Source organism: Luteimonas sp. RC10 (genome assembly GCF_014192745.1).
Lineage (GTDB): Bacteria > Pseudomonadota > Gammaproteobacteria > Xanthomonadales > Xanthomonadaceae > Luteimonas.
This window is the reverse complement of sequence record NZ_JACHYJ010000003.1, coordinates 20,200-39,046: the sequence shown is the minus strand read 5'-3', so window position 1 is coordinate 39,046 and position 18,847 is coordinate 20,200. Positions and strand designations below refer to the sequence as shown.

Genomic DNA, 18,847 nt, shown 5'->3' with positions numbered 1-18,847 from the left:
ACACAGGAAGCAAAGCAATGGTCAAGATCCGTCTGACGCGCGGCGGCGCCAAGAAGCGTCCGTTCTACCACATCATCGTGACCGACTCGCGCAGCGCGCGCGACGGCCGCAACATCGAGCGCGTGGGCTACTACAACCCGGTCGCGACCGGCGGTGAGCAGCGTGTCGTCCTCGACACCGAGCGCGTCGACCACTGGGTCAAGAACGGCGCCCAGATGAGCGACAAGGTCCGCGCCCTGTACAAGGAAGCGGGCAAGGCTGCGGTCGCCGCTGCCTGACCCATGGGCCGCGCCTGCGGGCGCGGCCATGCCGATATGAACGACCCGACGCGCCAGCCTCCCCAGCGGATGATCCAACTGGGCAAGGTCCATGGCGCGTTTGGCGTGCGCGGTGAAGTGAAGCTCGAATCGTTCACCGAGCCGCGCAGCGCGATCTTCCGCTACCAGCCCTGGGTGCTGCGCGACGGCCGCGGCGGCGAGCGCACGCTGTCGGGCGCGCGCGGTCGCGAGACGCCCAAGGGCGTGGTCGCCACGCTGCCCGACATCGCCGACCGCGATGCCGCCGAGGCCGCACGCGGGCTCGAGGTCTGGGTCCCGCGCGAGGCGCTGCCGCCGCCTGCACCGGGGGAGTATTACTGGGTCGACCTCGAAGGCCTGCGCGTGCGCAATGTCGACGGCGTGGACCTGGGGACGGTGTCCCATCTGTTTTCGACAGGCGCCAATGACGTGCTGGTCGCCCAGAGCGAACGCGAGCGCATGATTCCGTTCATCGTGCCCGACTACATCGTCTCGATCGATTTCGATGCCGGTCTGGTGACGGTCGACTGGGACGCGGACTTTTGAAGGCGGCGCTGCGCGATTGGTGATGGGGCAGCGCAGGTCATGGCCTGCAAAGCTGCGCCACACCCTGGATCGGCAACCGGAAAGGACCGTCATGTCGTCCGAAACGCAAACGCAGCCCGCATCCCGAACCGCCGGTCACGGTGCCATCCGCATCGATGTCGTCAGCCTGTTTCCCGAGTTCATCGACCAGGCGGCGGCGGTCGGCGTGGTCGGGCGGGCGCGTGAGCGCGGGCTGGTCGCGTTGCAGGGCTGGAATCCGCGCGACTATGCGCAGGGCAACTACCGCCGGGTCGACGACCGGCCGTTCGGTGGCGGGCCGGGCATGGTGATGCTGATCGAGCCGCTGCGGGCTGCGCTCGCTGCCGCGCGTGCGGCCGATCCGGCGCCGGCGCGCACGATCTACATGAGCCCCCAGGGCCGGCCGCTGACCCAGGCCAAGGTGCGCGAGCTGGCCGCACTGCCGCGGCTGATCCTGCTGTGCGGCCGCTACGAGGGCGTCGACGAGCGGCTGCTCGAGGCCGAGGTGGACGAGGAGCTGTCGATCGGCGACTACGTGCTGTCGGGCGGGGAACTGGCCGCGGCGGTCGTCGTCGATGCGGTGGCCCGGTTGCAGGACGGGGCATTGAACGACGCCGATTCGGCGGTGCAGGACAGCTTCGAGGGCGATGGCCTGCTCGATTGCCCGCACTACACCCGGCCGGTCGAGCATGCGCTGGGACGGGTGCCCGATGTGCTGTTGTCGGGCAATCACGCCCAGATCGCCGCCTGGCGCCGGCAGCAGTCACTGGGCCGCACCGCCGAGCGGCGCCCGGATCTGCTCGACGAGTCCGCGTTGGGCAAGGCCGACCGGCGGCTGCTCGCGGCCTGGCGGGCCGAGCGGGGCCAGGACCCGGACGCCTGAGCGCCGCCGCGCCGGCAGTGGCATTCGCCGGGCGGCTGGGCCTATAATGCGCGGCTAACCAAAACAACGGGCCATCGCGCCCGCCATGCCAGAGCGTGCGTCCACGTGCACCACGCCTACAACGACTCCAACAGGCCAAGACCATGACCACCAAGCCCTCCCTGAACACCCTGCTGCAGGAATTCGAAAGCGCCCAGACCGCGCGCGAGCTTCCCGACTTCGGCCCCGGCGACACCGTCGTCGTCAACGTCAAGGTCAAGGAAGGCAACCGCGAGCGCGTGCAGGCCTACGAAGGCGTGGTCATCGGCAAGAAGAACGCCGGTCTGAACTCCGCGTTCACCGTCCGCAAGATCTCGCACGGCTACGGCGTCGAGCGCGTGTTCCAGAGCCACAGCGCGCAGATCGAGTCGGTCGAAGTCAAGCGCCGCGGCAAGGTCCGCGCCGGCAAGCTGTACTACCTGCGCGGCCTGGAAGGCAAGAAGGCCCGCATCAAGGAAGACCTGTCGGCCTCGGCGAAGGCCAAGAACGAGAAGGCACGCGCCGACAAGGCCGCTGCCGCCGCCGCACCGGCGCCGGCTGCCGAGTAATTCCGGCCCGGTTTCGATGTCGCACGACGGCCGCCGCAAGGCGGCCGTCTGCGTTTGCGGCGTCCGGAAAACAGGGGGTCTCCACATGTGGGAAGGTCTGCCTCGGATGGGCAGCGGCCTGCCAGCCGGAACGCCGTTCTCCCCACGGTCAAGGCCACGTCGCGGCCCTGCCATGCGATGCGATCGGACACGCGCGCAATCTGACCCGCGCGAATGAGGGCGCCGGATTTGCGTCCGGCGCCCTGCAGATCACGACGATGTCGTGCCTGCCGCGCTCAGTCGTAGTCGGTGTCGAGCAGACGGCCGGTGCGCGCGGAGTACTCGAGTTCCACGATCCGCCCGTCGTTCTGGCGGATCTCGACGTCGTACTCCCCGTCGTCGTAGGACACCTCGATGACGCGGCCCGGATGCCGGCGCTGGGCGTCGGCCAGGATGCGGTCGAGCGAGGCCGTATTGGCGTCAGAACGCGGGTCGGCCTGCGCGGCTGCGGCCGCGTGCAGGCGATCGCCGCGATCATCGCGGTTCTGTGCCAGTGCGGCGGGCAGGGCAACAGCGGCGCCCGCGGCGGCGATCAGGCAGGCGATGGCGAGACGGTGCTTCATGGGAGGTCCTCGTGGTCGATGATGGGCCGGTCGGCGACCGGTCGAGGCGCAGTGTCCCGATCGCGCCTAACCGGGGTCTGATCGACACGTTCATCGCATCGTTAATCCGTTCCCCCACACTGGCGCCATGCAACGCCTCCTGTTTCCGCTCCCGCTGCTGTTCGCCGGCCTGCTGGCCGCTCCCTTGCATGCCGATTCGCCCGACACCCGCCGCGGTGCCGACTATGCCCGCGACGGAGTGCGCAGCGGCGAGTTCGTCCGCCTGGAGCGGATGCTGGCCGATGCCGAGCGGCGCTTCCCGGGGCGCGTGCTCGAGGTCGAGCTCGACACGGACGACGACGAGTACGAAATCGAGATCCTGATGGGCGACGGCCGCGTCGTCGAGCTCAAGTACGATGCGCGGACCGGGCGCCTGCTCAAGGTCGAGATCGACGACTGATGCGCATCCTGCTGGCCGAGGACGATGCCGAGCTCGTCGCACGGGTGGCTGCCGCTCTCGCCGCAGCCGGGTTCGCGGTCGATTGCGTCGACGACGGCGTGGAGACCGAATTCCGTGGCCAGACCGAGGCCTACGATGCCTCTGTGCTGGACCTCGGCCTGCCTGGGCTGGATGGCGTTTCGGTGCTGCACCGCTGGCGTGAGGCCGGGCTTGCGTTACCGGTCCTGGTGCTGACCGCGCGCAGTCGCTGGCACGACAAGCTCGCCGGCTTCAATGCCGGCGCCGATGACTACCTGACCAAGCCCTTCCAGATCGAGGAACTGGTGCTGCGCGTGCAGGCGTTGATCCGCCGCAGTACCGGCCATGCCTCGCCGAGGCTGCGTTGTGGCGCGCTCGAGCTCGACGCCCATGCGGGCCGTTTCGCCCTGGACGGCGATCCACTGGCACTGACGGCGCGCGAGTACCGCATCCTCGCCTATCTGATGCATCACGCAGGACGTGTCGTCAGCCGCGCCGAACTCGGCGAGCACGTCTATGACAACGGCTACGATCCCGATTCGAACGTGCTCGACGTACTGGTCGGGCGCATCCGGCGCAAGCTGGGGGTCGCGCTGCTGCACACCGTGCGCGGGCAAGGGTTTCGGCTGTCGGAGGCGCCGTGAGTCGCACCGGCGTGTTGTCGCTGCGCTGGCGCCTGTGGCTGGCTGGCGCGCTGGGCGTGGCGATCTCGGCCGCGATCGCAGGCGGCCTGCTCGGTGCGATGTTCGCGCGCTCCGGCGAGCGTGCACTCGACCGCCGCCTCGATGATGACTTCGCGACACTGGCCGGGCTGATCGAGGCGCGGCCCGATGGCGGCTGGAAATTGCGCCGCCAGCCGGCCGATGAGCGCTGGGCTCGGGTGTTCTCCGGTTGGTACTGGCGGATCGGCGATGGCGACGCGGCAATCGGCTCGCGCTCGCTGTGGGATGGCGACCTGCCGGTCGCGTCGGTCGCGCGCGGCTCCGCGCTGCGGTTTGATGCCGAGGGCCCGCGCGGGCAGCGGCTGCGGGTGCGCGCCCAGCAACTGCGCCTGCCTGATGTGGCGGCCTCGATCCCGATCTACGTGGCTGCGGACCGCGGCGACGTGATCGCCGAGACGCGGGAGTTCCGGCGGACGGCGATGCTGGCGTTCGCAGGTGCGGCGGCCGTGCTGCTCGCGCTGCTGGCTTGGCAGGTCGAGTGGGGGCTGCGTCCGCTGCACCGCATGCGCGGCATCCTGCGACGCGTGCGCGACGGCGACGACGTGCGCTTCGGCGGCGAATGCTGGCCGGCCGAGGCGGCGCCGCTGGCCGAACAGATCGACGACCTGCTCGACGAGCATGCGCGCCGCGTCGCGCGTGCGCGACACGCGGCCGAAGACCTTGCCCACGCGCTCAAGACGCCGCTGGCGGTGCTCTCGGCCGAGGCGCAAGCGCCGAGCGATGACATTGCCGGCGTGGTCGCCGCGCAGGTGCAGCGCATGCGCGGCGAGGTCGAGCGCCGGCTCGTCGGCGGCTTCGCGTTCGATCCGCGTCAGCGCACGCCGGTGGCGCCGGTCGTCGAGGCGCTGCGTACCCTGCTTGCACGCAGTGCCGATGGCCGGCTGCGCCTGACGACTGAGATCGCACCGGCGCTGGTGTTCGCCGGTGCGCGCGAGGACCTGGAAGAGATGCTCGGCAACCTGCTCGACAATGCGGTGAAGTGGGCTTGCACGCGGGTGTATGTCCATGCGTCGCGCGAGGGCGAGCGTCTGCGCATTGCCGTCGATGACGATGGGCCGGGCATGCGGCCCGAGACGATGGCGCAGGCCCTGCAGCGCGGTGTGCGGCTCGACAGCCGGGTCCCAGGTCATGGCCTGGGGTTGTCGATCGTCGAGGGGATCGTCGCCGGCTATGACGGAAGTCTGGTCCTCGACAACCGCCCGGGGGGCTTTCGCGCCGTGCTTGATTTGCCGGCCGGCGCACCGATATCGGATCGATGAACCAAGCCCCTGGCGCCCATGCCGCCGACAGCGTCCGCCTCGACCTCTGGTTGTGGGCGGCACGCTTCTTCAAGACCCGTGCCTTGGCCAAGCAGGCGATCGAGACCGGCAAGGTCGATGTCGGCGGCCAGCGGGCCAAGCCCGCGCGTGCGGTGCGCCTCGGCGATGCGCTGCGTGTGGCGCGGGGCGAGGAAGTGTTCGAGGTCGTCGTGGCCGGGTTGTCGGACACGCGCGGACCGGCCAGCGTGGCGCAGGGGCTGTATGCCGAATCCGAGGACTCGCGTGCTGCGCGCCTGGCGCGCGTCGCCGAACAGCGTGCACAACGCGCCGGTTATCGCGCGCCCGAACACAAGCCCGACAAGCGTGCGCGGCGGTTGATCCGGGCCTTGGGCGATATCGACGCGCTGTAGCTCCGGCGCGCCAGGAAGGCAGGACCATGTCCGAACGTGCAACACGGCTGCTGCGCCTGCTCGATGACCTGCGACGACGGCGCCGGCCTGTTCCCGGACGCGAGCTGGCCGACCGGTTGGGCATCAGCCTGCGCACGCTGTATCGCGACATCGAGGCCTTGCGCGGGCAGGGTGCCGAGATCCACGGCGATCCCGGCCTGGGCTATTTGTTGCGCCCCGGGTTCCTGCTGCCCGCGATGATGTTCTGCGATGAGGAACTCGAAGCGCTGGTGCTGGGCGCGCGCTGGGTCGGCAGCCATGCCGATCCGGAACTGGCGGCCGCGGCCACCCGCGCACTCGACCGCTTGGTCGGCGTCCTGCCTGCTGCATTGCGCTTGCAGGTGGAGACCAGCGGTCTGTTCGCCCCGCACTGGGCGCCATCGGAGCCCGAGCCTTGGCTGCCGATCCTGCGGCGCGCGATCCGGGGCGAACGCGCGTTGCGGATGCACTACGCCGACGCCGCAGGACGCGGCAGCGAGCGCACGATCTGGCCGTTCGCGATGGCCTTCCTGTCCGATACCCGCCTGCTCGCCGCCTGGTGCGAGACGCGCGGCGATTTCCGTCATTTCCGTGCCGACCGGGTGGTGTCGTTGGAGGACACCGGGGTGCGTTACACCGTGCGTCGCCACGAGCTGCTGCGCAGATGGCATGCCCAGCGGCGGACCGTGCGGCATGCGACACCGGGCGGCGACGACGCTGCTGACAACCAATGACAGCGGCGCCGCGGAGACTGGGCGCTCCTTCCGGACCGAGCAAGCCCGATGACCGAAACGCTGACCTTCTACACCCATCCGATGTCCCGTGGCCGGGTGGCCCGTTGGATGCTGGAGGAAACGGGATTGCCCTATGAGGAGGTGCTGCTGACCTACGAAGGCAGCATGAAGTCGCCGGCATACCTGGCGATCAATCCGATGGGCAAGGTGCCGGCGATCCGGCATGGCGATACGGTCGTGACCGAGAATGCGGCGGTGTGCGCCTATCTCGCCGAGCTGGTGCCCGACAGGCAACTGGCGCCACCGCCCGGGTCGCCCGAGCGGGGCAGTTACTACCGGTGGCTGTTCTTCCTGGCCGGGCCGCTCGAATCGCTGCTCACCGCGCAAGAAGCCGGCGCGCTCGCACCGGCATGCGCGGCCGGCTACGGCAACGCGGACGATGTGATGCGGACCTTGGAGCAGGCGGTGACGGGCAGACAGTTCCTGGCCGGCGAGCGGTTCAGTGCGGCGGATCTGTATATGGCCGCCGTATTGGGCTACTACATGCGGATCGGCGCGCTCCCATCGCGGCCGGCCTTTGTCGAGTTCGTGCGCGTCCACGCTGCACGCCCGGCGGCGCAGGCGGCTGCGAAGCGAGACGACGCCCTGGCCGCGCAGGCGTCGGCAGCGAGCTGACGCGCAACCGCGGACGGCCGCATTGCGCGGCCGTCCGCGTTGCCTGCGCCGATGCAGATCAGCGCAGGTCGAAGCGGTCGAGCTCCATCACCTTCGTCCAGGCCGCGACGAAGTCATCGACGAACTTGTCCTGGGCGTCGTTGCTGGCATAGACCTCGGCGAGCGCACGCAGCACGGCATTGGACCCGAACACCAGGTCGACGCGGGTGCCGGTCCACTTGCGCGCGCCGCTCCGACGATCGCGACCCTCGAACACATCACGCGCCTTGGAGCGGGGCGACCAGGCGGTGTCCATGTCGAGCAGGTGGACGAAGAAGTCGTTGCTCAGCACGCCGGGTCGGTCGGTGAACACGCCGTGCCGGGCGTCGTCGACGCCGATGTCGAGCACACGCAGTCCGCCAATGAGCACGGTCAGTTCGGGCGCGGTCAGCGTCAGCAGTTGCGCCCGATCGATCAGCAGCGCTTCGGCGGGAATCGCTGACGCGCCGGACAGATAGTTGCGGAAGCCGTCGGCGTGCGGCTCGAGCACCGCAAACGACGCGACATCGGTCTGTGCCTGGGACGCGTCGGTGCGACCGGGCGAGAACGGCACGGTCACCTCGCGTCCACCGGCCTTCGCCGCCTGCTCGATGCCGGCATTGCCCGCGAGCACGATCAGATCGGCCAGCGAGATCTGCTTGCCACCCGGCGCGTCGAGATTGAACGCGCGCTGGATGCGCTGCAGGACGTCGAGCACCCGCGCCAGTTGGTCGGGGCGATTGACCGGCCAGTCCTTCTGCGGCGCCAGACGGATGCGTGCACCATTGGCGCCGCCGCGCTTGTCGCTGCCGCGGAACGTGGACGCCGAGGCCCACGCAGTGCCCACCAGCTCGGACACCGTCAGGCCAGACGCCAGCACCTGGGCCTTGAGCGTGGCGACGTCGGCCGCGTCGATCAAGGGGTGCTCGGCCTCGGGCAGTGGGTCCTGCCAGAGCAGCGTTTCCTTCGGGACCTCGGGGCCGAGGTAGCGTGCGCGTGGTCCCATGTCGCGGTGGGTCAGCTTGAACCAGGCGCGGGCGAAGGCGTCGGCGAACGCCTGTGGGTTTTCGAGGAAGCGGCGCGAGATCTTGCCGTACACAGGATCGAAGCGCAGGGCCAGGTCGGTGGTCAGCATCCGCGGGCGGTGCTTCTTTGCCGGGTCATGGGCGTCGGGCACGATATCGCCGGCGTCCCGGGCGACCCACTGGTGCGCGCCGGCCGGGGACTTCTCCAGTTCCCATTCGAAGCCGAACAGATGTTCGAAGAAGTTGTTGCTCCACAGTGCCGGCGTCGTCGTCCAGGTCACTTCCAGGCCGCTGGTGATCGTGTCGCCGCCCTTGCCCGAGCCGAAGCTGCTGCGCCAGCCCAGGCCCTGTTCCTCAAGTTCGGCCGCTTCGGTTTCCGCACCGACATGCTCGGCCGGGCCCGCGCCGTGCGTCTTGCCGAAGGTGTGGCCGCCGGCGATCAGCGCGACCGTTTCCTCATCGTCCATCGCCATGCGGCCGAAGGTGTCGCGGATGTCGTGCGCGGCGAGCAGCGGATCGGGGTTGCCGTCCGGGCCTTCGGGATTGACGTAGATCAGGCCCATCTGCACCGCGGCGAGCGGACGCTCAAGCCGGCGCGTGTGGACATCGCCGTCGGCATCGTCATCGGAGACGAGGACTGCCGCGTCCCCGGGCTTCTCGACGCCATCCGAGCCATGCGCGTAGCGCACGTCGCCGGCGAGCCAGGTCGTCTCGCGGCCCCAGTACACATCCTGGTCGGGTTCCCAGGTGTCCTCGCGCCCGGCGGCAAAGCCGAATGTGCGAAAGCCCATCGTCTCGAGCGCCACGTTGCCAGTGAGGATCAGCAGGTCCGCCCACGAGATTCGCTGGCCGTACTTGCGCTTGATCGGCCACAGCAGGCGGCGGGCCTTGTCGAGATTGACGTTGTCGGGCCAGCTGTTGAGCGGGGCGAATCGCTGCTGGCCCCGGCCGCCGCCACCGCGGCCGTCGCCGGTGCGGTAGGTTCCGGCCGCGTGCCAGGCCATGCGGATGAACAGTGGGCCGTAGTGGCCGAAGTCGGCCGGCCACCAGTCCTGGGAATCGGTCATCAGTGCGCGCAGATCGCGCTTGAGGCCGTGATAGTCGAGTTTCTCGAACTCGGCCGCGTAATCGAAATCCGGCCCCATCGGATCGGACTTGGACGAGTGCTGGCTGAGCAGATCGACGCGCAACTGGTTGGGCCACCAGTCGCGATTGCTCGTGCCCTGGACCGCGGCGTCGTGATGGAAGGGGCATTTGGCTTCGGTGGACATGGGGCTACCTTGTCGGTCGGTGGCGCGCGGCGCGATTGCGGGACGGGCGCGTGGGAGTTCGGACGGGTCGGGCGGTGCCATGCAGGCAAGCCGGGTCGGGGACTCAGTCGCCGGCGTGCGGCGCTGGCGACGCCGTGGCACCGGTAAGGGGCGAGGGCGCAAGGTGCATGGTGGCGGGCCAATCTGTGCAGGAGAGCCCGCAGATTAGGCGCGTCGATCAAGAAGTTGAAATCGATTGTTTTCCTGATTCCGATAGGTTTCAGCTATCGGGCAGGGTCCCTGGCCGCTCGCGCGACGGTCATTTCGTCGCGGACGGCGGCGCGTGGACAGGCGCGTCAAAGCACGGTATCCGCTTGGGCGCCCGCTGGGCACCGCGGCCATTGCGGCCCGAGCGCCGCGGGAAGTCGCCGCGCCCGACGAGCGCCAGGTGCGCGTGCGACAGCAGCTCCGGACGCGGCATGCCGCGCCCTTGCGTGACGGCGATCCCCGATCGATCGCGCGGACGATGCCGCTTACAACAGGGTCTTGAGCCGGTACAACGCCTCAAGGGCTTCGCGCGGCGTCAGCGCGTCGGGATCGATTCCGGCCAGTGCCTCCACCGCAGCCGACGGTGGCGCAAACAGGCCGATCTGCTGCGGGGTGCCGAGCGTGTCGGCCGACATCGGTGGCGCGGGCGTGTCGTTGCGCCGTTGCTCGAGCTCGGCCAGCCGCGCGCGGGCATCGCGCACGACCTGCCTGGGCAGGCCGGCCAGTGCCGCGACCTGCAGGCCGAAGCTGCGGTCGGCCGGCCCGTCCTTGACGGCGTGCATGAACACCAGCGTCTCATTGCCCTGCTGGTCGCGATGCTCGACTGCGTCCAGATGCACGTTGGCGATGCCACTGCCGGGCTGCGCCAGCGCGGTCAGTTCGAAGTAGTGGGTCGCAAACAGCGTGTAGCTGCGGTTGCGCCCTGCGAGATGGCGCGCGCAGGCGTCCGCCAGTGCGAGCCCGTCGTAGGTCGAGGTGCCGCGGCCGATCTCGTCCATCAGCACCAGGGATTCGTCGGTGGCGTGGTGGAGGATGTAGCTGGTCTCGGCCATCTCGACCATGAAGGTCGACTGGCCCTTGGCGAGATCGTCGCCGGCGCCGATACGGGTGAGGATGCGGTCGATCGGGCCGATCGTCGCGCGGGCCGCCGGCACGAAGCTGCCGATGTGCGCGAGCAGCACGATCAGCGCGTTCTGGCGCATGTAGGTGCTCTTGCCGCCCATGTTCGGGCCGGTGATCACCAGCATGCGCCGGTCACCGAACTCGGGACCGTCGCCGAGCACCAGATCGTTGGGCTCGAAGGGTTCGCGCCGCACCGCTTCGACCACAGGATGGCGACCGCGCTCGATACGCACGCCAGGGTGCGCGTCGAGCTGCGGGCGCGACCAGTCCAGTGCCTGTGCGCGCTCGGCGAAGCAGGCGAGCACGTCGAGTTCGCTGAGCGCGCCCGCGCACTGCTTGAGGGTCTCGAGGCTGGCGTTGAGCGCGTCGAGCAACTGCTCGTAGAGCAGGCGTTCGCGGGCCAGCGCACGCTCGCGCGCCGATAGCACCTTGTCCTCGAACTGCTTGAGTTCCTCGGTGATGTAGCGCTCGGCATTGGTCAGCGTCTGCCGCCGGGTGTAGTGCGCGGGGGCCTTGGCCGCGTGCGCCTTGCCGATCTCGATGAAGTAGCCATGCACGCGGTTGTAGCCGACCTTGAGCGTGGCGATGCCGCTGGCCTCGCGTTCGCGCGCCTCCAGGTCGACGAGGAACTGGTCGGCGTTGGTGCTCAACCGGCGCAGTTCGGCCAGCTCGGCATCGTAGTCGTCGGCGAACACGCCACCGTCGCGCGCGAGCACCGGCGGCTGCTCGACCAGGGCCGTGGCCAGCAGATGGGCCTGCTCACCGTGTTCGCCGAGGGCGTCGTGCAATGCGCGCAGGCGCGGCGAGTCGATTGCCTGCAGTGTGGTGCGCAGGTCGGGCAGCAGCGCCAGGCCGTCGCGCAGCGTCGACAGGTCGCGCGGCCGTGCCGATCGCAGCGCGATGCGCGTGAGCACGCGTTCCAGATCGCCGAGCGCACGGAAGCGCTCGCGCAGTGCGACATCGGCGCCGCCTTCGATCAGTGCCTCGACCGCATGCAGGCGCTCGCCCAGCACGCCGCGGTCGCGCAGCGGGCGGTGCAGCCAGCGGCGCAGCAGGCGTCCGCCCATCGGCGTGACCGTGCTGTCGAGCACGCCGAGCAGAGTGTTGCGGGTGTCGCCGTCGACGCGGGTATCGAGTTCGAGATGCCGACGCGTGGCGGCGTTCATCGCGATCGCGCCATCGCCGCTTTCCACCGCGATCGAGGTCAGGTGCGGCAGGCGCTGCTTCTGGGTCTCCTCGACATAGCCCAGCAGCGCGCCGGCTGCGGCAATCGCCAGCGGCCGGTCGTCGATGCCGAAGCCGGTGAGGTCGTGCAGGCCGAAGAACTGCAGCAGCTGGCGGCGGCCCGAATCGGCATCGAACAGCCACGGCGGCCGCCGGCGCATGCCGCTGCGCTCGCCCAGGAACGCCGGCCAGCCGTCCTCGTCGGGCACCAGCAGCTCGGCCGGATCGAGCCGCGCGAGCTCGGCCTCCAGCGTGTCCTCGTTCGCGCATTCGCAGACGAAAAAGCGCCCACCGGCCAGATCCGCCCAGGCCAGGCCATAGTGGCCGGCACGATTGCGTGCGACCGCCATCAGCAGCGTATCGCGACGCTCCTGCAGCAGCGCCTCGTCGGTCACTGTGCCCGGCGTCACGATGCGCACCACCTTGCGCTCGACCAGCCCCTTGCTCGCGGCCGGGTCGCCGATCTGCTCGCAGATCGCCACCGACTCGCCGAGCGCGACCAGCCGCGCCAGATAGCCTTCGGCCGAATGGTGCGGCACTCCGGCCATCGGGATCGGCGCGCCGGCCGAGTTGCCGCGCTGGGTCAGCGTGATGTCGAGCAACCGCGCCGCCTTGCGGGCGTCGTCATAGAACAATTCGTAGAAATCGCCCATACGGAAGAACAACAGCACGTCCGGGTGCTCCGCCTTGGCGGCGAAGAACTGCTGCATCAGGGGCGTGTGTTGGGGGGCGGTCATCGCGTCTCGAAAGGGGCCAGCCGGCCGGCCATTTTGCCTCAACGCCCGATTCCTCGCCGCCGGCCGCTAGACCTGCTCGAGGAAATCGACGATCGCCTCGATCTCTTCGCGCTGCAGTTTGAGCGGCCGCAGCAGCGGGTCGGGGCGCGGAAACGTCGGATCGTTGCGCTGGGCGGGCGACGGGCGCGGCGCCGGCATGCCGGCGTCGTACGCGCGCACGACGCCAAGAAGATGCGGGAACAGACCGTTGTGCATGTACGGCGCAGTACGGGCGACACCGCGCAGTGACGGGGTGCGGAACTGTCCTGCGTCCGCCGGATCACCGGTGACCTCGTAGCGGCCTAGGTCCTGGCGGCGACGGCCGTGGAAGTGCAGGCCGAGGTTATGGAAGCCGTGGTCGGTCATCTCCGGACCGCTGTGGCAATTCATGCAGCGCGCATGCGTGCGGAACAGGTGCAGGCCCCAGAGCTGGCGGTCGTCGAGCTGGTCCGTGCGGCCGGCGAGGAACCGATCCAGCCGCCCGGTGCGCGGTGCGAGGCTGCGCTGGAACGTTGCCAGCGATCTGGCGATCGACTGCGCGTCGATGCGATCGCTGCCGTAGGCGGCCGCGAAGGCGGCGCGATACGCCGGATCGCGCCGCACGCGTCGGATGGTGGGAGCCAGCGACCGGTTCGCCATCTCGCGCCCGTCGACCAGCGGGTGCAGTGCCTGGTCTTCGAGCGACGCCGCGCGCCCGTCCCAGAACAGCGTGCGCATCCAGGCGCTGGTCGCCACCGAGATCGCATTGCGTCGGCCAGTCTGGCGGTCGTGCCCGAACGACACACTGCGCCCGTCGGCCCAGCCCAATTGCGGATCGTGGCAGTTCGCGCACGCGATCTGGCCCGAGCGCGACAGTCTCGGATCTTCGAACAGTCGCTTGCCGAGCGCGACGCGTTCGGGCGTGGATGGATTGTCGGCTGGCGTCGGCGGCGTGCGCGGCAGCGGTGCCAACTCTCGCCAGGTCACGCCCGGATCGACGTGCGGCGCCGGCCAGCGTTCGCTCGGCTGCGCATAGACGCGGCGCAGGCAGGCGAAGTCGACAGGGGGACCGTCGGTGCGCAGGCGGTCGGTGCAGGCGGCCCCTCCAGGCGCCTGCATGGCCTCGCCTGCCGCGACCGGCATCCACGCGCCGAGCAACACAACAAGCGCGCAGCAAGACACCCGCGCGGTCCTTCGACGGCGCGGGCGCGCAGGGGCCTGCGTCATCGTGCTCAGAACCGATAGCCGAGTTCGAGCCAGTAGCTGCGGCCGGGCTCGTAGTAGGTGCCGGTGGCGGTCGTACCAACAATCCGGTTCATGCGGTTGAACACGTTGGTTGCCTCGACCCTGACGTATGCATCGATGCGAGGGATCGGCAGGTCGTACTCGATTGTGGAATCCCAGGTCCAACTGCGCGGATAGTCGACATCGTCGTAGACATCAAGAGAGGCGCCGTCGACCTCAGCCTCGTCGACGATTCCGACGTCGCGGTATCCAGCCCGATAGCGAAGGAAGTTGCTCCAGGAAAGACCCAGTGCCTCGAAGCGGGTCTGTGTGGAAAGGCGTGCGGTCCAAGGACGATTGAAGTTCGTTGCCGGGATGTCGTACCTGGAGATCACATTACCCTTATAGACGATCAGTTCGTTGAATGTATCTTCATTCCAGATCGTATCGTAGTCGTTGTAGTTACGGCGGACATCGCTCTGGTCGAGCGCAAGCGTGAAACCGGTGCTCGAGCCGAAAGCATTCAAACGTACGGTCGGCGTGACAGTCAGAGAATAGATGCCGCTGGCACTGCGTCCGTTGTTGTTGTACTCGTAGACGTTGGTCTTGTAATAGCCGGTCGAGTCGTCACTGCGGACGCTCTGGCGAAGCACCTGTCTACGGCTTTCGCGGTTCACATATTTGAGGTTGAAGTCGAAGCCGGACAACTGCTGGCGGATGCCGATCGTCCACTCGTCGGTGTAGGGAATGTCCAGGTCTGAGATTCGGTTGTCTGTGGTCTGGACGGTCCCGGCGGCCTCTTCCCACCGCTGCACGGCACTGGTCCGCCTCTTTTCCGTCGCGAGCTTGCCACGTGCTTCACGCATCAGATACGTAAAGAAATTCCTGCCGTAGTAACGATTCACACCGCCTGTCAGTATGCTCCTGCCGTCGCCGAGGACGTCCCATGACGCGGACAGGCGCGGCGCGACAGATGGGCGGCCCCAGATACTGTCGTCGTCGAATCGCAGGCCTGGTCGGACGCTCCAGTTGCCCATCTGGATATCGTTTTGGACCCACGCGTTCCACTCGTCACCTTCGACCTCGATGCTGCCGGCGCGGTAGATGACCGCGCGTGCGAGGTATTGGCCTTGACCGGTGACGACCTGAGCGCGCGACTCCGTGACTGGAGCCAGTGAACAGGTATCGAGGTCGATTGTGCCGTCGGACAGCGTGCAGCTGGTCGTGGCGGTGGGGGTGTAGTAATAGCTGTGGACGTTCGGACGCTCGTAGAACGCCTTGCGTCGCTGATAACCGAAGCCGCCGCTGAGCGTGTGCTCGATCCCACCGAGCATGAAGCTGTCACGCACGGCACTGAATTTGTACGCGACCTTGCGGTCGTGCTGGTTGATGTTGCCGCCGCTGCCTTCGTTGTTGGTACTTGCCGAATTCCAGTACTTGTCCTCCGAGCGGGCCCAAGACTTCCAGTAGTCCACGGGCGTGGCGCGCGAACTCTCGACGTCGCTGTAGCTGATGGCGTTGCCGAAGCGCCAGGCGCCGTGCTCGACATCAGCTCGGAACGACATCACCGGCCCCCCCGATTTCAGGTCCATCCAGGAGTCCTTCTGGTTGACGATGAAGTACCGATCTTCGCTCGGCGCGTGTTGCAGCGAAGCACTGAGTGACACGCCATCGTCATGGGCCCAATCGACGTTGAGCGAGATTGCGGTGTTCTTGCGCGTTTGTTCCTTGGTATTCGCGTCTGCAATGCTTTCGGTGGTGCTGTAGGCCTTGAGCGGAATTGTCGAGCGAGTCTGGGTGATCGTGCCGATGATGCCGAGCCCCTGCTCGGTGCGGCCTTCGAGCCGCAGGCCGAACTTCTGCTTGTCGTAGTCCGGTTGCCGAATATAGGTCGTGGAATCGGCAAATGCGGCTTCATTGCCCTCGGCGATCAGGATTTCGTCCCAGGCAGAACGGGCGATGCGGAACCAGGCCTTGCCGGAGAACGCATCGCGTGCCCGGCGTGTACGCGCGTCGACCACGCCGCCGGTGAATCCGCCAAAACTGGCCGGCACGTTGCTGTCGTAAACGTCGAGCCCTTCGATAAGCTCGGTGTCGAGCGCGATGCCTTGGCCACTGCTGGGAATATCGAAGAAGTGATTCACCACCACACTGCTCGAGCCGTAGATCGTGTTTCCCGGATCGATGTCGTTGTTGAAGCTGGCACCATCGACGATGAAGAGGTTCTGGTAGTACGGAGCGCCATTGATGCTGATGTCGGCGGGGCGGATCTCGCCGCCATTGCGCGAAGTGCGCGCGGTATCAGCGAACTGCACGGCGGGGTTGATCCGCAGCAGTGTTGCCAAGTCGCCATCGGCGGTGTTCGTATTGCGAATGTAGTCCTCGCCCAGCGCCATCCCCTCCTGGTAGCGGAGCACGCGCTGGCCGGGCACGCGCAGTGGGCCGAAGCGAAGGGCCGTGGTGGGGAGGAGATCGTCGCCGGTTGCGGCTGGAGCGGCGTCGGAACGATCGGGCGGAGCGGAGATGACGTCGTTGGACTGTCCGGCAGCGTGCGCGGACATGGCGAGCAGGCCGATCGAGACGGCCAGGGCGAGGCGATGCATGCAAGGTTCCTGTCAGCGGTGAAACGGGCGGGATGCCCATGTGCTGGCGAGGAAACCTGGCACGGCCCTGATGCTGGCGGCGCGGCATGATCGCGCGATGGCGACGGCGGGTCAATTCCCTGAATGCGCGACGCGCGCGTGCGGATGCGGTAAAACAGGCCTTTGAACAGGCATGCAGGACGATGAGCGCAATTCCCGATGACGCGACATTGCAGACGATGGCCGCCAGGCTGGGCGGACTGCTGCATGACCGCCACCATCGCCTGGTGACCGCCGAAAGCTGCACCGGCGGCTGGATCGCCAAGGCGATGACCGATATCGCCGGTTGCTCGGACTGGTTCGATTGCGGCCTGGCGGCCTACAGCTACGAGGCCAAGCAGGCGTTGCTGGGCGTCAGTCTGCAGACGCTGGAAACGCATGGCGCGGTCAGCCGCGAAACCGCAATCGAGATGGTGTCCGGCGCGTTGGTCAATTCCGGCGCCAGCATCGCGGTTGCGGTGACCGGCATCGCCGGGCCCGGCGGCGGCAGCGACGACAAGCCGGTCGGCACGGTGTGGATCGCGTGGAAGCGGCGCGGCGACTATGCGCGCGCGCAGATCCATCATTTCGAAGGCGACCGTGAGGCGGTACGGCGACAGACCGTCGCGGCGGCGCTGCGCGGGCTCGAGGCGACGCTCGACTGATGTGGGAGACGCTCGCCACCGTCCGCGATCTGGGCCGCATCCAGGAGATCGCCTCGGTCCTGGTGCGCTATGGCTTCGGCGATGTCGTGCAGCGCATCGGCATGGCCGGCGCGCTCGAGCGTGCCGGTCGCCTGTTGCATCTCCACGCGGCCGACACCGCGCGCATGACCCAGCCCGAACGGGTCCGCCATGCGCTGCAGGACCTGGGACCGACATTCGTCAAGCTTGGGCAGATCCTCGCCACGCGCGTCGACCTGCTGCCGCCGGACTGGATCGAAGAACTGGGCCGACTTCAGAGCCAGGTGCCGCCGGTGCCGTATGCGGCGATCCATGCCCAGCTGATCGAAGACCTGGGCGAGGCGCCGGACACCGCGTTCGCACGCTTCGAGCCTGAGCCGATCGCCGCCGCCTCGCTCGCGCAGGCGCATCTGGCCTGGCTGCACGACGGCACGCCGGTGGTGCTGAAGGTGCGGCGCCCCGGCATTCGCGAGATCGTCGAAGCCGACCTGCGCCTGCTCGCGCGTTTGGCCGAGATTGTCGAGTCGCAGGCGCCGGACCTGCGCCGCTATCGGCCGGTCGAGGTCGTGCGCCAGTTCGATGCTTCGCTGCGGAGCGAGTTGGACTTTGCGGCCGAGTGCCGCAACGCCGAGCGCATCGCAGCGAATTTTGCCGACGATCCAGCTGTGCTTGTGCCCCGGGTGCACTGGCAATGGACCTGCGAGCGGCTCAATGTGCAGGATCGCGTGGTCGGCATTCCCGGCGGCGACCTGGCCGGCATCGAGGCCGCAGGCCTGGACCGCCACGCGCTTGCGCTTGCGGGCAGTGCCATCGTCATGAAGATGGTGTTCGAGGACGGCCTGTTCCATGCCGACCCGCATCCGGGCAACCTGTTCTTCCTGCCCGATGGTCGCATCGCATTGATCGACTTCGGCATGGTCGGCCGCGTGCTGCCGGAACTGCGCTACCAGGTCGCGCGACTGCTCCATGGGTTGGTCTCCCAGCAGCCGCAGAGCGTGTGCGATGTGCTGCTGGACTGGACGACGAGCGATGCCGAGGTCGACGAGGGGCGGCTGCAGAACGAGATCGACAGCTTCGTCGACCAGTACCGCGGGCTGCCGCTGCGCGATCTGCGGATGGGCGCGATGCTGGCCGACATCACCGGCCTGCTGCGCCGGCACGGATTGATGCTGCCGCCCGATCTTGCGCTCTTGATCAAGGCGTTCCTGACACTCGAGGGCCTGGGCCGCCAACTCGATCCCGGGTTCGACATGACCAGTACCGCCCAGCCGTGGCTGGAGCGGGTGATGCTGCAGCGCTATTCGCCACGCGCGCTGGCGCGGCGCGGGCAACGCACGCTGTCGAGCACGATCGATCTTCTGGCCGACCTGCCGCGCGATCTGCGCCGCCTGCTGCAGACCGCGCGCCGTGGCCGCCTGCGCGCGCAGATCGAGGTGACCTCGCTCAAGTCATTCGGCGATCAGGTCAACGCCGCGGCCAATCGGCTCACGGTCGGCGTCGTCACCGCCGCGCTGATCATCGGCTCGTCGATCGTCATGAACAGCGTGAGCGGCGGCGCAACGCACCGCTGGCTGATGGCGCTGGGCGTGCTCGGTTTCGTCGGCGCGGGCCTGAGCGGTGTGTGGATCCTGCTGTCGATCTGGCGCAGCGGCCGCAAGTAGCGCGCATGT

At 68.4% G+C, this 18,847-nt stretch carries 17 protein-coding genes; 12 read left to right on the top strand and 5 right to left on the bottom strand.

Annotation, left to right across the window (positions count from 1 at the left end):
* The first annotated feature begins 17 nt into the window (after positions 1-17).
* The 4 genes from rpsP (at position 18) to rplS (ending at position 2,330) form a co-directional block, all read left to right on the top strand.
* Positions 18-278: a 30S ribosomal protein S16 gene (gene rpsP, locus FHW73_RS07110; RefSeq protein ID WP_047136289.1), complete on the top strand. Its 261-nt coding sequence runs from the start codon at positions 18-20 to the stop codon at positions 276-278.
* A 36-nt stretch (positions 279-314) separates the two neighbouring features.
* On the top strand, positions 315-842 hold the full coding sequence (gene rimM / locus FHW73_RS07105; RefSeq protein ID WP_183426031.1) for a ribosome maturation factor RimM: 528 nt from the start codon (positions 315-317) through the stop codon (positions 840-842).
* Between the two features lie 145 nt (positions 843-987).
* On the top strand, positions 988-1,743 hold the full coding sequence (trmD, locus tag FHW73_RS07100; protein WP_183426258.1) for a tRNA (guanosine(37)-N1)-methyltransferase TrmD: 756 nt from the start codon (positions 988-990) through the stop codon (positions 1,741-1,743).
* Between the two features lie 143 nt (positions 1,744-1,886).
* The gene (gene rplS, locus FHW73_RS07095) at positions 1,887-2,330 is read left to right on the top strand and encodes a 50S ribosomal protein L19 (RefSeq protein WP_183426030.1); all 444 of its coding nucleotides are present in this window, start codon (positions 1,887-1,889) and stop codon (positions 2,328-2,330) included.
* Positions 2,331-2,605: 275 nt separating this feature from the next.
* On the opposite strand, the gene FHW73_RS07090 is transcribed toward rplS, so the two are convergent.
* The gene (locus tag FHW73_RS07090) at positions 2,606-2,932 is read right to left on the bottom strand and encodes a PepSY domain-containing protein (protein WP_183426029.1); all 327 of its coding nucleotides are present in this window, start codon (positions 2,930-2,932) and stop codon (positions 2,606-2,608) included.
* Between the two features lie 127 nt (positions 2,933-3,059).
* On the opposite strand from FHW73_RS07090, the gene FHW73_RS07085 reads away from it, so the two are divergent.
* From FHW73_RS07085 to FHW73_RS07060, 6 genes are read left to right on the top strand one after another with little or no spacing between them, the layout of a single operon-like run.
* Positions 3,060-3,371 (top strand): PepSY domain-containing protein, encoded by a 312-nt coding sequence (locus FHW73_RS07085; protein ID WP_183426028.1) that lies wholly within the window; start codon positions 3,060-3,062, stop codon positions 3,369-3,371.
* Positions 3,371-4,033 carry a response regulator transcription factor gene (locus FHW73_RS07080; RefSeq protein ID WP_183426027.1) on the top strand — a complete coding sequence of 221 codons (663 nt, stop codon included), beginning with the start codon at positions 3,371-3,373 and terminating at the stop codon, positions 4,031-4,033. Before FHW73_RS07085 ends, FHW73_RS07080 begins: the two co-directional genes overlap by 1 nt.
* Positions 4,030-5,370, top strand: a complete 1,341-nt coding sequence (locus FHW73_RS17565; RefSeq protein WP_183426026.1) for a sensor histidine kinase — start codon at positions 4,030-4,032, stop codon at positions 5,368-5,370. The genes FHW73_RS07080 and FHW73_RS17565 overlap by 4 nt, the downstream gene beginning before the upstream one ends.
* The gene (locus FHW73_RS07070) at positions 5,367-5,780 is read left to right on the top strand and encodes an RNA-binding S4 domain-containing protein (RefSeq protein WP_183426025.1); all 414 of its coding nucleotides are present in this window, start codon (positions 5,367-5,369) and stop codon (positions 5,778-5,780) included. The genes FHW73_RS17565 and FHW73_RS07070 overlap by 4 nt, the downstream gene beginning before the upstream one ends.
* A gap of 26 nt (positions 5,781-5,806) precedes the next feature.
* Entirely contained in the window at positions 5,807-6,532 is a 726-nt protein-coding gene (locus FHW73_RS07065; protein WP_183426024.1) for a YafY family protein, read from the top strand.
* A gap of 48 nt (positions 6,533-6,580) precedes the next feature.
* A complete protein-coding gene (locus tag FHW73_RS07060) occupies positions 6,581-7,207 on the top strand; it encodes a glutathione S-transferase family protein (protein ID WP_183426023.1) in 627 nt (208 codons plus the stop codon).
* A 58-nt stretch (positions 7,208-7,265) separates the two neighbouring features.
* Here the strand turns inward: FHW73_RS07060 and katG are convergent, their stop codons facing one another.
* The 4 genes from katG to FHW73_RS07040 form a co-directional block, all read right to left on the bottom strand.
* Positions 7,266-9,521, bottom strand: a complete 2,256-nt coding sequence (katG, locus tag FHW73_RS07055) for a catalase/peroxidase HPI (protein ID WP_183426022.1) — start codon at positions 9,519-9,521, stop codon at positions 7,266-7,268.
* A gap of 512 nt (positions 9,522-10,033) precedes the next feature.
* Positions 10,034-12,631 (bottom strand): DNA mismatch repair protein MutS, encoded by a 2,598-nt coding sequence (gene mutS / locus FHW73_RS07050; RefSeq protein WP_183426021.1) that lies wholly within the window; start codon positions 12,629-12,631, stop codon positions 10,034-10,036.
* Positions 12,632-12,697: 66 nt separating this feature from the next.
* On the bottom strand, positions 12,698-13,768 hold the full coding sequence (locus tag FHW73_RS07045; protein WP_255492796.1) for a cytochrome c peroxidase: 1,071 nt from the start codon (positions 13,766-13,768) through the stop codon (positions 12,698-12,700).
* Between the two features lie 113 nt (positions 13,769-13,881).
* Positions 13,882-16,476 carry a TonB-dependent receptor plug domain-containing protein gene (locus FHW73_RS07040; RefSeq protein ID WP_183426019.1) on the bottom strand — a complete coding sequence of 865 codons (2,595 nt, stop codon included), beginning with the start codon at positions 16,474-16,476 and terminating at the stop codon, positions 13,882-13,884.
* A gap of 218 nt (positions 16,477-16,694) precedes the next feature.
* Here FHW73_RS07040 and FHW73_RS07035 point away from each other — a divergent pair, with 218 nt between their 5' ends.
* Together FHW73_RS07035 and FHW73_RS07030 are read left to right on the top strand one after the other, a co-directional pair.
* Positions 16,695-17,159, top strand: a complete 465-nt coding sequence (locus FHW73_RS07035) for a CinA family protein (protein ID WP_183426257.1) — start codon at positions 16,695-16,697, stop codon at positions 17,157-17,159.
* Entirely contained in the window at positions 17,159-18,838 is a 1,680-nt protein-coding gene (locus FHW73_RS07030) for an AarF/UbiB family protein (protein ID WP_183426018.1), read from the top strand. The genes FHW73_RS07035 and FHW73_RS07030 overlap by 1 nt, the downstream gene beginning before the upstream one ends.
* Positions 18,839-18,847 lie beyond the last annotated feature (9 nt).

Bases quoted from the DNA above. Each gene is read 5' to 3' on its own strand.
- rpsP (WP_047136289.1), top strand. From the start codon at position 18: ATGGTCAAGATCCGTCTGACGCGCGGCGGCGCCAAGAAGCGTCCGTTC.
- rimM (WP_183426031.1), top strand. From the start codon at position 315: ATGAACGACCCGACGCGCCAGCCTCCCCAGCGGATGATCCAACTGGGC.
- rplS (WP_183426030.1), top strand. From the start codon at position 1,887: ATGACCACCAAGCCCTCCCTGAACACCCTGCTGCAGGAATTCGAAAGC.
- FHW73_RS07090 (WP_183426029.1), bottom strand. From the start codon at position 2,932: ATGAAGCACCGTCTCGCCATCGCCTGCCTGATCGCCGCCGCGGGCGCC.
- FHW73_RS07085 (WP_183426028.1), top strand. From the start codon at position 3,060: ATGCAACGCCTCCTGTTTCCGCTCCCGCTGCTGTTCGCCGGCCTGCTG.
- FHW73_RS07080 (WP_183426027.1), top strand. From the start codon at position 3,371: ATGCGCATCCTGCTGGCCGAGGACGATGCCGAGCTCGTCGCACGGGTG.
- FHW73_RS07070 (WP_183426025.1), top strand. From the start codon at position 5,367: ATGAACCAAGCCCCTGGCGCCCATGCCGCCGACAGCGTCCGCCTCGAC.
- FHW73_RS07065 (WP_183426024.1), top strand. From the start codon at position 5,807: ATGTCCGAACGTGCAACACGGCTGCTGCGCCTGCTCGATGACCTGCGA.
- FHW73_RS07060 (WP_183426023.1), top strand. From the start codon at position 6,581: ATGACCGAAACGCTGACCTTCTACACCCATCCGATGTCCCGTGGCCGG.
- katG (WP_183426022.1), bottom strand. From the start codon at position 9,521: ATGTCCACCGAAGCCAAATGCCCCTTCCATCACGACGCCGCGGTCCAG.
- mutS (WP_183426021.1), bottom strand. From the start codon at position 12,631: ATGACCGCCCCCCAACACACGCCCCTGATGCAGCAGTTCTTCGCCGCC.
- FHW73_RS07045 (WP_255492796.1), bottom strand. From the start codon at position 13,768: ATGCAGGCGCCTGGAGGGGCCGCCTGCACCGACCGCCTGCGCACCGAC.
- FHW73_RS07040 (WP_183426019.1), bottom strand. From the start codon at position 16,476: ATGCATCGCCTCGCCCTGGCCGTCTCGATCGGCCTGCTCGCCATGTCC.
- FHW73_RS07035 (WP_183426257.1), top strand. From the start codon at position 16,695: ATGGCCGCCAGGCTGGGCGGACTGCTGCATGACCGCCACCATCGCCTG.
- FHW73_RS07030 (WP_183426018.1), top strand. From the start codon at position 17,159: ATGTGGGAGACGCTCGCCACCGTCCGCGATCTGGGCCGCATCCAGGAG.